Source organism: Streptomyces sp. NPDC090021 (assembly GCF_044748225.1).
Taxonomy (GTDB): Bacteria; Actinomycetota; Actinomycetes; order Streptomycetales; family Streptomycetaceae; genus Streptomyces.
Map to the genome: position 1 here is coordinate 135514 of NZ_JBIVFO010000014.1, position 10288 is coordinate 145801.

General features: G+C 70.9%; 6 protein-coding genes. 5 read left to right on the forward strand and 1 reads right to left on the reverse strand.

The window, feature by feature from the left end; translation table 11 throughout:
• The first annotated feature begins 15 nt into the window (after window positions 1–15).
• Together ACIPXC_RS13965 and ACIPXC_RS13970 are read left to right on the forward strand one after the other, a co-directional pair.
• The gene (locus tag ACIPXC_RS13965) at window positions 16–3423 is read left to right on the forward strand and encodes a HelD family protein (protein WP_401616694.1); all 3408 of its coding nucleotides are present in this window, start codon (window positions 16–18) and stop codon (window positions 3421–3423) included.
• Between the two features lie 594 nt (window positions 3424–4017).
• Window positions 4018–5382 (forward strand): acyltransferase family protein, encoded by a 1365-nt coding sequence (locus ACIPXC_RS13970; RefSeq protein ID WP_401616697.1) that lies wholly within the window; start codon window positions 4018–4020, stop codon window positions 5380–5382.
• Window positions 5383–5473: 91 nt separating this feature from the next.
• Here ACIPXC_RS13970 and ACIPXC_RS13975 read toward each other — a convergent pair whose 3' ends face one another.
• Window positions 5474–7186: a hypothetical protein gene (locus ACIPXC_RS13975; RefSeq protein ID WP_401616700.1), complete on the reverse strand. Its 1713-nt coding sequence runs from the start codon at window positions 7184–7186 to the stop codon at window positions 5474–5476.
• 524 nt (window positions 7187–7710) lie between these two features.
• Between ACIPXC_RS13975 and ACIPXC_RS13980 the strand changes: the two genes are divergently transcribed.
• The 3 genes from ACIPXC_RS13980 (at window position 7711) to ACIPXC_RS13990 (ending at window position 10288) form a co-directional block, all read left to right on the forward strand.
• The gene (locus ACIPXC_RS13980) at window positions 7711–8499 is read left to right on the forward strand and encodes a BTAD domain-containing putative transcriptional regulator (protein ID WP_401616703.1); all 789 of its coding nucleotides are present in this window, start codon (window positions 7711–7713) and stop codon (window positions 8497–8499) included.
• An 80-nt stretch (window positions 8500–8579) separates the two neighbouring features.
• Window positions 8580–9518, forward strand: a complete 939-nt coding sequence (locus ACIPXC_RS13985) for a beta-ketoacyl-ACP synthase III (protein WP_401616706.1) — start codon at window positions 8580–8582, stop codon at window positions 9516–9518.
• A complete protein-coding gene (locus ACIPXC_RS13990) occupies window positions 9515–10288 on the forward strand; it encodes a thioesterase II family protein (protein ID WP_401616709.1) in 774 nt (257 codons plus the stop codon). The genes ACIPXC_RS13985 and ACIPXC_RS13990 overlap by 4 nt, the downstream gene beginning before the upstream one ends.

Sequence of the window (10288 nt, forward strand, 5' to 3'; positions counted from 1 at the left end):
GCAGGGAGGACGCACATGAGCACCACCACTCGGGACGAGATCCTCGCCGGCGAGCAGCGGGCGGTGGACCACGCGTACGACTGCTACACCACGAAACTGGCCGAACTGAGCGGCACCTCGGCGGCCACCGCCTCGGCGAGCGGCAAGGACGGGATCGCCAACCGGGCCGAAGCGGAGGCGCGGGCCGAGGCATACGGGGGACTGGGCGACGAGGCGCTGGTCTTCTCCCGCGTCGACGCCCCGGAGGACCCGGGCGGAGAGCCCCGGCCGTGGTACATCGGGCGCCGTGGGGTGAAGGACAGCGACAACGATCCGGTTGTCCTGCTGTGGACCAGCCCCCAGGCGCAGACCTGGATCGAGACCCGGCCCGAGAGCCCGGGCGAGGTGGTCCTGCGCCGTCAGCTCCGCTGCGTACAGCGGATCGTCGAGGGCTACTTCGACGAGATCTCCCCGCCGGCACCCGCTCCCGTACCCGTACCCGAGCCCGTCGGCGCACCCGAGTCCGCCGACGTACCGGTGCCCCGTCGGGCCGCCGACGACAGCACGGCGGAGGAGGCGGACGCGTCCCCCGCCCCGGAACGTACGCCGGCCCCCACGCCCGGCGATGTCGTACGACAGCAGCGGCGCAAGGCACCCCAGCCGGACGACTTCCTGCTGCAGGAGCTCCGGCGGTCGCGCGGCGGCCGGATGAGGGACATCGTCGAGACCATCCGCCGCGACCAGATGGCGCTGGTCACCGGCTCGCCCGCGGACATCCTCGTCGTGCAGGGCGGCCCCGGTACCGGCAAGTCGGCGGTCGGTCTGCACCGGGTGACCTGGCTCGTCAACAACGAGCACTTCAAGGCCCAGGACATCCTCGTCATCGGCCCCCACCAACGGTTCCTCGACTACGTCGGCCAGGTCCTCCCCACCCTCGGCACCCGGGACGTCAACGCCGTCCAGCTGGACCGCCTGTGGGAGGGCGAGACCCTCGGTGCGGACTCCCCGAAGGCGCGTCTGGCGAAGTCGGGGGAAGGCATGGCGGCCGTACTGCGGCGCCGGGTCGAGAACGACTACCGTCCCGACGCCCTCGACGCCCTCACCGTCGCCCCCTCCTACGAGGGCGACGAGCCCGGGGTCGTCGTCACCGCCGGCAGTACGACCCTCCGCGTGCCGAAGTCCGAGGTCCTCGCCCTCCTCGACCAGGCTCACGCCGGCGACGGGCCCTTCCGTGAGCGGCGGGACCGCTTCCGCGGCCTGTTCGTCGACCGGCTCCTCCAAGAGCTCGCCGATGTCGCACCGCGCCGCGGACAGGCCGGCACGATCCGCCGCGACCTGGAACGCAACCGCCGGGTCGAGCGCCTCGTCGAACGCGTCTGGCCGTCCCCCGGCCCCCGGGAGGCCCTGCGCAGCCTCTACGACTCGGCCGACCTCCTGCGGGAATGCGCCGACGGCATCCTCGACGAGGACGAGCAGACGGCCCTGCTGCGGGCGCGCGCCGCCAGCGCCGACGCCGACCCCTGGACCCTCGACGACCACGTCTGCCTCGAAGAGCTTCGCGTGCTGATCAGCGGCGAGACCCCGCCGCGATACGGCCACATCGTCGTCGACGAGGCCCAGGACCTCACGCCCATGCAGGCCCGCTCCCTGCGGAGGCGCTGCGCCGTGGGCGGCTCCATGACCATCCTGGGCGACCTCGCGCAGGCGACGGGCGCCCACACCCCGACGAGCTGGGACCTGCTCGGCGCACTCCTCTCCGACCACGGCGACTGGAGCGTGGCCCAGCTCACCACCAGCTACCGCGTCCCCGCCGAGATCATGGAGTTCGTCGCCCCTCTCGCCCGCGTGGTCGCCCCGTCACTGCCCTACCCCCAGGCTGTCCGTGAGGCGGGCGCCGACGCCGTGCGGGCCGTGGCGACCGAACCGTGGAAGCTGCTCGACGACACCGTCGCCCACGTGGCACGCCTGGTGCGCACCAGTGACGGCAACAGCCCCCGCTCCGTTGCCGTCATCGTCCCCGACGACTCCGACTGGCTGGACGCCATCAGCCACCGAATCCACGAGGGCGGCGACATCGCCGAGCGCGATCGCGATGCCGTGTCCGTACTGGCCGCCGCGCAGGCCAAGGGAATGGAGTACGACCACGTCCTGGTCGTAGAGCCCGCGACGATCGCCGACCGCGGTCCGGCCGGGCTGCGCCAGCTGTACGTGGCCCTCACCCGCAGCACCCAAAGCCTGACGGTCCTGCACACCGCCGCGTTGCCGGAGGCGCTCACCGCTTCCGCGGACGACGTCGAACCCGCGGCACCGGACGTCCGGCCGGCGGGCGCGGTGGAACGCCTTCCCCGGATCGGCAGCGATGTCCGGGTCGAGGTCGTAGGCCACGTCTCCGGCGGTCGGTACAAGGTCAGGCCGCTGTCTCCGGTGATCGGCCGGCCGCTCGTGCTCACCGTCCGCCAGGGCTCGGTTCCCCCGCGCCGGGGTGACAAGCTGGACTGCTGGGTGTTCGCGAACGACACGAGCCAGACGGTGCTCACCGCCGATCAGCGTGGCCGGTCGCCCGTCTCGGAGCGGATGGCGGGGCGCTACCTCGCGGCGCTGGACGTGCTGGGAGAGCTGACCGGCAGCGACGGCGACGTTCCCGACGCCCGCAGCCGCCTCTCCGAACTCCAGGGCATGGCAAACCGTATCCTTCGCCGGGACCAGGCCGACTGGGTCGATGTACTCCATCTGTTCGGTGATCCGGACAGAGAGCGCCTCGGGGCTCTTCGAGACCTTGCCGCGACAACCAACCGTGCCCTCAAGGACGGCACTTTCGACGCATGCCGGCTCGCGGAGGGGCTGAACGCTTCCGGCTGGGCAGGGCCCCTCGCCGAAGCACGGCGCGAGCTCCAGGAGCGTTTCGGCACGGCGACGAAACCGAACTCCGACGGCGCGATCCTCATCGCCCCGACGCAACCAGACCAGAAAGAGGAAGTGCAGATGACTACCGCGGACACCGCCGACCCAACACCGGCTGCGACCACGAAGGACGGCTTCCTCCGCGCGCTGGAAGCAGCTGCCGGGGCCGACCGTACGTGCAGGAAGCACGAGGCGGTTCGCCATGCGCTGAAGGCAGCACTGCTCTGGGCGGACCTCCAGCCGGCCGACTCCTCAGTCGTCGACGTCAGCTGCGCCACCCAGCATGGTCTCTTTCTCTACGAGGCCCTGGGCGCGGGCTGTTCCACCTATGCGGACCTGCGATCGGGTGCGACCCGCCTGCTCGAGATCAACCACACGCTGCCCGCGCCGGCCGACGCTCTCTACCTTGTCCTTTCCGAACCGCCCGCCGAAGACTGGTCCGTGGACACGATTCGCGACGTCTTCCGTGTCAATGTCATCTGGCGCAGCCCGACCGGCTGGGGCGGCGACAACGCACATGCCGCCTTCGGCTCCTCCGGGTGAGCAACCGAGTCGGACGTTCCCGGGTCTGCGGAGCGGGCGGTTTCCCTGCCGCTACCGCCGGACGCTCCGGAGCATCCGGCGGCGAGTGCGCCGAGCAGCACCGTGGCCACTGCGAGTGCCGGGGCGCGCCCCGGTCGTCGTGCGCGGATCACCGGGCGGCCGAATTGCGGCCGATGTCCCTCAGCGGCCGGCGCGCCGCCGCCAGCTGCCCCTGAGGGCTGTCCCGGCGCCGCCGCCCCCTGTGCGCAACGTCGGGGGGACGGCCGGTCGGTGCTGTGGCCGGCCGGGGCGGCTGTCGGCGAGGATGCCCGCGCGCTCTCGGCGGTCATGTCGAGCGGGCGCTGAGCGCGGCGTCGGGTGGGCTCTGAGCCGCGACGACGCGCCGACCGTTCCGAGAAGGCGGGCGTGCCTGGGCGGAGACCGCCTCGTGATCCGCCGACAGCCTGGCCGATCACCCTGCCCGCGGTGGCCCCGATTGCGCCGCGGTACGGCTCCGCCCTGACGTGCCGTCGGCGGGGCGTCGCGTCGTGTGGCCGACCTCACCCCCGGTGGATCGTTGCTGCCGGGTGTCGGACGTCGGATATCGTCCCTGCGGTGAAGCTCATACCCATACTCACCCGGCGGAGGTCCGCCGGGCCGGCCGCGGCGCCGGCCGCGACGTCGGGTGCCCGGCTCGGCTGGCTCGACGCGCTGCGCGGCATCGCCGCCCTGATCGTGGCACTTCACCACTTCGACGTGCTGCGGATGCTGCCCTTCGGGGGCGCCGTCTGGCGGAACTTCGACATGGGCCTGTTCGGCGTCATGCTCTTCTTCATCGTCAGCGGCTACATCATCCCCGCCTCTCTGGAGCGGCGGGGGGACGTCCGCGGCTTCTGGATCGGCCGGATCTTCCGGATCTACCCGGCCCTGATCGCCGCCATCGTCCTGTCGATGATGATCCTGCCGGCCGGGGACGGGTCGATCGCGCTGCTGCGCACCGGTGACGACCTGGCCTCGCTGGTGGCGAACGGCCTGATGCTCCAGGACCTGCTCGGCGTGATCAACGGCATGAACGTCACCTGGACGCTCTGCTACGAGATGGTCTTCTACTTCCTCGTCACCGCCCTGTTCACCCGCGGCCTGCACCGGCACAGCGCTCCGATCGCGGTCGGTCTGGCCGGTGTGGCGCTGGTGACCGGTACGGCCGTCGGCACCCAGCTGCTGAACGCGGAGCTCGGCTCGACCCGCACGCTCCTCCTGATCGTCACACCGATCGTGCTCGCGGGCCTCGCCGGTGTGCTCAGCGGCAACCGCACGCTGACCGGGGTGGGCGCCCTGCTGCTCGGCGGCATCGGTCTGGTCCTGGTCACGCTGAACAGCAGGGCCCCCGCCTTCGAGACCTGGATGATCTTCTCGACGATGTTCGCCGGTACGGTCGTCTACCGGGCGCAGCACGGGCAGCTCGGCCGGGTCCCGGCCCTGCTCGCCTGCGGGTTCGTCGTCGTCGCGGGTGCGCTGGCCGGCCGGCTCTACAACCACGGCAAGATCCTCGAACTGACCTGGTCCTCCGGCTGGAAGGCCTGGTCGGTGGCCTACCTGGCGGCCTGGGCGCTCTTCGCCGTCGGTTTCCTGCTGCGCGGGCGCCGCTTCCCGAAGGTGCTGACCTGGCTCGGCGCCATCAGCTTCTCCGTGTACCTGCTGCACATCCCGCTGCTGCGCACCGTCGAACCGCTGCTGGGCATCCCGCCGCAGCCGTCCTCGACGCTCGGCCGGATCGCCTGGACGGCGATCTTCCTCGGTGTCGTGGTGGCCGTCAGCCACCTGATGTACCACCTGGTCGAGATGCCGATGCAGCGTCTGGGCAAGCGCGTGCAGAAGGCGGTGGAGCGCCGCCGTCCGGCGGACCGGCCCGCGGCCCCGGACGCGCCCGCGGTTCCCGCCGGGCCCGAGCCCGCCCTGTCGGCACCGCGGACCGACTGAGTCCTCCTCACGGGCAGGACCGTGCCCCGGAACAGCCTGTGCGGCCGGTTCCGGGGCACGGTCGTGCGGGCGGCCGGGGCCGCCCGGCGGGTCAGTCCTTCTCGTAGAGGCCGAACATGTCGACGATCAGGTGCGTCCGGTCCCAGCCGCGGTTCCAGAAGTCGATGACGCCGGTGGTTCCGGTGCTCGCCTGGACCAGGTTGGGGACGGTCTCGCCCTTCGTCCAGTTCAGGTTGGAGGAGTTCGGCGGGGTCGGCCTGGGCGCGGTCCCGCTCTCGCGCTGGGGCCAGGTGTACGGGTCCGGGGCGACCGTGAGGTGCCCGCTGCCCCGGGTTTCGGTGACCGTGGTGTTCAGGACGAACGCCGTGACCGTCGTGCTGCCGTCCGCCAGCGGCAGCCAGCGGAAGTCCTGCCCCTCGACCGGGAAGTCCCACTCGCGCGAGTCGTGCAGACGCGTCGGCCGGGTGGGGACGTAGGAGGCCTTGCTGCCGGGGCTGTAGTAGCCCACGACGTCCACGATGACGTCGGCCGGGTCCCAGGCGCCGTTGCGGACGCTGATCCTGCCGTCGGGGCCCACCGGGACGATCACCGAGTTCGCGATGGTCTGGCCGGCCTTGAAGTTCACGTTCGACGTGCCCGGCGCCGCCTGCCCGCTCGGGAAGACGGTCAGGTGCCCCGCCCCGCGGGGGGCGGTGACGGTGACGTTGAGGGCCACCGCGGTGACACCGCTCGCCGGGACCGAGCCGTTGCCGGCGACCTGGAGATCGAAGGTGCTCTGTCCGGCGACCTGACCCCGGGTGCCCTGGCCCGTACGGCTGTCGGCGATGCGGAACGGGTCCAGCGAGGTGTAGCCGCCGGCGGCGGCCGAGCGGCTGAAGTACCCCGTGACGTCCGCGAGCAGGTCGACGTCGCCGTAGCTGCGGTTGACGAGTTCCACGTAGCCGTCCGCACCGACCGGCACGATCGTCATGTTCGGCACGGTCTGGCCCTCGACGAAGTTGACGTTCGAGGTGGTCGGCTGCACCGTGCCCGACGGGTAGGCCGTGATGTGGCCGGCCGAACGGGGGCTGACGACGGTGAGGTTGAGCGCCACGGCGGTCACGTCGGCCGGAATGCCACTGTTGCCGCCGACCCTCACCCGGGTTACGCCGTACGGGGTGACCGGGCGGTTGCTGCCGCCGATGCCGGCACGGGTGTCGAGCAGCCGGGTCGGGGCGTGCGGGGTGAACTTGGAGCCGAGGGACTGGACCTCGACGCTGTTGGTGGCGGTCACGTTGTTGTTCTGGTCGGTCAGGGTGACCGTGACCTTGTGCTTCCCGACCTCGGCGAAGGTGTGCTCCGAGGTGAGGAGCTTCGTCCTGGTGACGTGCTCGGTGTCGGTCCTGCCGTCGCCCCAGTCGATGTCGACCCGGACGGGGGTGTCGACGCCGGTGGTGATCCGGGACGCGAGGCTGATGCCGCGCGCGGTGGTGGCCGAGGCGCGCAGGTCGACCGCGAGGGCGGTGTTGTCCTTCACGGCTCCTGCGGCCTGCGGAGAGGCCGCCGCCTTGCCGGTCGTGCGGACCGTGCGCTCGGCGGGGCTGTGGAAGACGGCGGACTTCGCCGCTGCCGCCCTCGCGGACTCCACCTGTGCGGAGACGCTCCCCTTGCGCTCCGCGGGCTGGTCGGCGGCCTGGGCCGCGGTCGGTACGAAGCCGATGGCCGCCGCTACGACGGCAGCCGAGATCATGACGCGGTGGTGGTGCACCGGTCCCCCCTTGATGTTGAACGAGTTCAAAAAATGAAGCGCGTTCAGCGTACGCATACCGATCGGTCGATGCGAACATATTTTCGGAACACGCGAACGCCTTGCCGATGGGGACGACGGGGCGTGCGTGGCGGTTGCACCGAACGTGTTCGAGTTCGCGTCGCGTGGTTCGTGTGGGCGGGTGGGGCGGGCCGGGGCGGTCCGGGGCGGCGGTTGGGCCGCCCGGCGCCCGGTTCGAGGTGGTTTCGTCCGCCATCCAGGGTCGGTTTCAAGCCGTTTGAATTTGTCCTGAATGGCTGGGGCGCATTGGCGAGAAATGACTGCTCGCTGGTGACGAACAATCGGAATCGGGTCATCCCGGATGAGTGTGAGAAGTGCCGATTCGGGTGGACCGTTCGCAATCCGGCGATTCGATCTCGATGCCTCGGGCGTTCCTCGGATCCGAGATGAGTCGCTTGACTCGATCTGGGTCGCCCGTGAAAGATCTAGGGGTGCGGAAGGGGGCTGCGCGTTGCAGGCCGGTTGTTCGCGTCCCCTTCGTGGTGAAGAGGTCTACCAGGGGGAATGTCGTGAAGTTTCAAGTGCTCGGACCAGTTGAGATAGAGACCGCGGACGGGGTGCAGGTTTCACCGAGAGCGCTGAAGCTCCGCTCCCTGCTGGCCTATCTCTGTGCCCACCACGGCGAGGCGGTGTCCTCGGGCCGGCTCATCGAGGCCCTGTGGTCGGGGGCTCCCCCGCAGACCGCCTCCACCGCCCTGCACGTCTACGTGTCCAAGCTCCGCAAGCACCTCCAGGGCCTCGATCTCGACGGCGCCGCTCTCATCACCACGCAGCCGCCCGGATACAGGCTGCGGCTCATCGGCTGCGAGCTCGATGTCTATGAATTCGACCAGTTGCTCGGAATAGCCCGGGGATTGCGTCGGGTAGGTGAGCGGGAAAAGGCTTCCGCGACATTCGAGCGGGCTATTTCATTGTGGCGCGGACAGGCCCTGGAGGATCTGCGCAGCATTCCGGCATTCGAATCCCTCGGGCGTCGTCTCGACGAGCGTCGGTCATTCGCGCACGAGCAGCGGTTCGAGCTGGAGCTGGAACTCGGGAACCACAAGGCCCTCGTCGGCGAGATATATGCACTGCTCGACGACCGGTCCACATGGGAGAACCTTTACGCCTACCTGATGGTGGCGCTCTACCGGAGCGGGCGGACCGCCGAGGCGCTGGCGACGTACAGCAGGGTCCGGCGGAACCTGGTCGAGGATCACGGCATCGAGCCCGCCCCCCGCCTCCAGCGACTTCAGCACGCGATCTTGACCCATGCCCCGTCCCTGGACGACTGTGGCGCGGATCAACTGGTGGGCGTGAACGCCGCATGAGGGCGGCCGCTCCGCTGCATAGGCTGACCATGGGTCAATCCGGATCCGGGTCAGGGTCCATGGAACGAGGAGAAACACTGATGGTCGGGTCCCGCGTCCTTTCCTTCGGCCACTATCAGCCGTCAAAAGTTTTGACCAATGCCGATCTGGAGCAAATGGTCGAGACCAGTGACGAGTGGATTCAGAGCCGGGTCGGGATCAAGACCCGCCGGGTGGCCGCCGCGGACGAGTCGGTCTCGGACATGGCGGCGAAGGCCGCAGCGAACGCTCTGGCCAATGCGGGGCTGACCGGAGCGGACATAGATTTTGTCATCGTGGCCACCTGTACGGCGCAGGACCGCTCTCCCAACATGGCGGCCCGCGTCGCAGCCGCCGTGGGCGCCCAGGCCCCGGCCGCAATTGACGTGAACACGGCGTGCTCTGGATTTCCGCACGCCATGGCGCTGGCGGACCAGAGCATCCGGACCGGATCCGCGACGAAGGCACTCGTCATCGGCGTGGAGAAGCTGACGGATTTCGCCGACTGGACCGACCGCACCACCTGCGTGCTCATCGGCGACGGAGCCGGAGCGGCCGTGGTGGTCGCCTCCGAGGAGTCCCTGATCAGCCCGGTCGTGTGGGGATCCGTACCCGAGATGGGGCACGCCGTCCGCATCGAGGCGCCGTCCCACACCTTCTCCCAGGAGGGGCAGTCGGTGTACCGCTGGGCCACCACCGCCCTGCCGAAGGTCGCGCTCCAGGTGTGCGAGCGGGCGGGAGTCAAGCCCGAGGACCTGGGCGGCGTCGTCCTGCACCAGGCCAACCTGCGGATCATCGAGCCCCTGGCCCGGAAGATCGGCGCGGTCAACGCCGTCATCGCCAAGGACGTCGTCGACTCCGGCAACACCTCGGCCGCCAGCATCCCGCTCGCGCTCTCCAAGCTCGTGGAGCGCGGCGAGATCGCGAAGGGGGCGCCCGTGCTGCTCTTCGCGTTCGGCGGCGGCCTGTCCTACGCCGGCCAGATCATCCACTGCCCGTGACCGGGACGGACGGCACGACCACGGCGAAGTCCTCCTCCGCCGCCCCCTGGTGGCCGCTGCTGCGGCTCCGGGAGGCGGCCGCGCCCAGGCTGCGCCTGCTGGTGTTCCCGCACTCCGGCGCCGGCCCCAACACCCTCTTTCCCCTGGTCGATCCGCTGCCCGACGACGTCGAAGTGCTCGGGCTGTCGCTGCCCGGCCGGGAACGCCGCTTCGGCGAGACCCCCGGCTGCCGTCTCGACGAGGTGCTGGACTCCGTCACCGACGAGGTGCTCGGCCGGGACCCGCTGCCCACCGTGGTCTTCGGCCACAGCCTCGGCGCGCTCCTCGCGACCCGCGCCGCGCAGCTCCTCGGCCCGCACTGCCGCGCCGCCGTCATCAGCGGCCAGGCCCCCGGCCGGACCCCGCGCCGGGCCCACACCACCAGCACCGAGGAGGACGCCGTCCGGCTGCTGCGGGACGGCGGCGGCACCCCGGACTGGGTCCTGCAGGACCCGGACATGCTCGCCCACGTCACGCGCGTCCTGCGCGCCGACATCGACCTCAGCCGGGAGGCCGCCGTGGGGTTCGAGGACGTGAAGCTCGACGTGCCCCTGCACGTCATCGGCGGCACGGCCGATCCGCTGGTCCCGCACGAACCGCTCGACGGCTGGGCCGAGCACACCACCGGACCCTGCCGGGTCCGCCGCTTCGACGGCGACCACTTCTTCCTCCTCGCCGCCGCGCACCGCGGCGCCGTCGTGGACATCCTGCGCGCGGCCCTCGCGCACTGA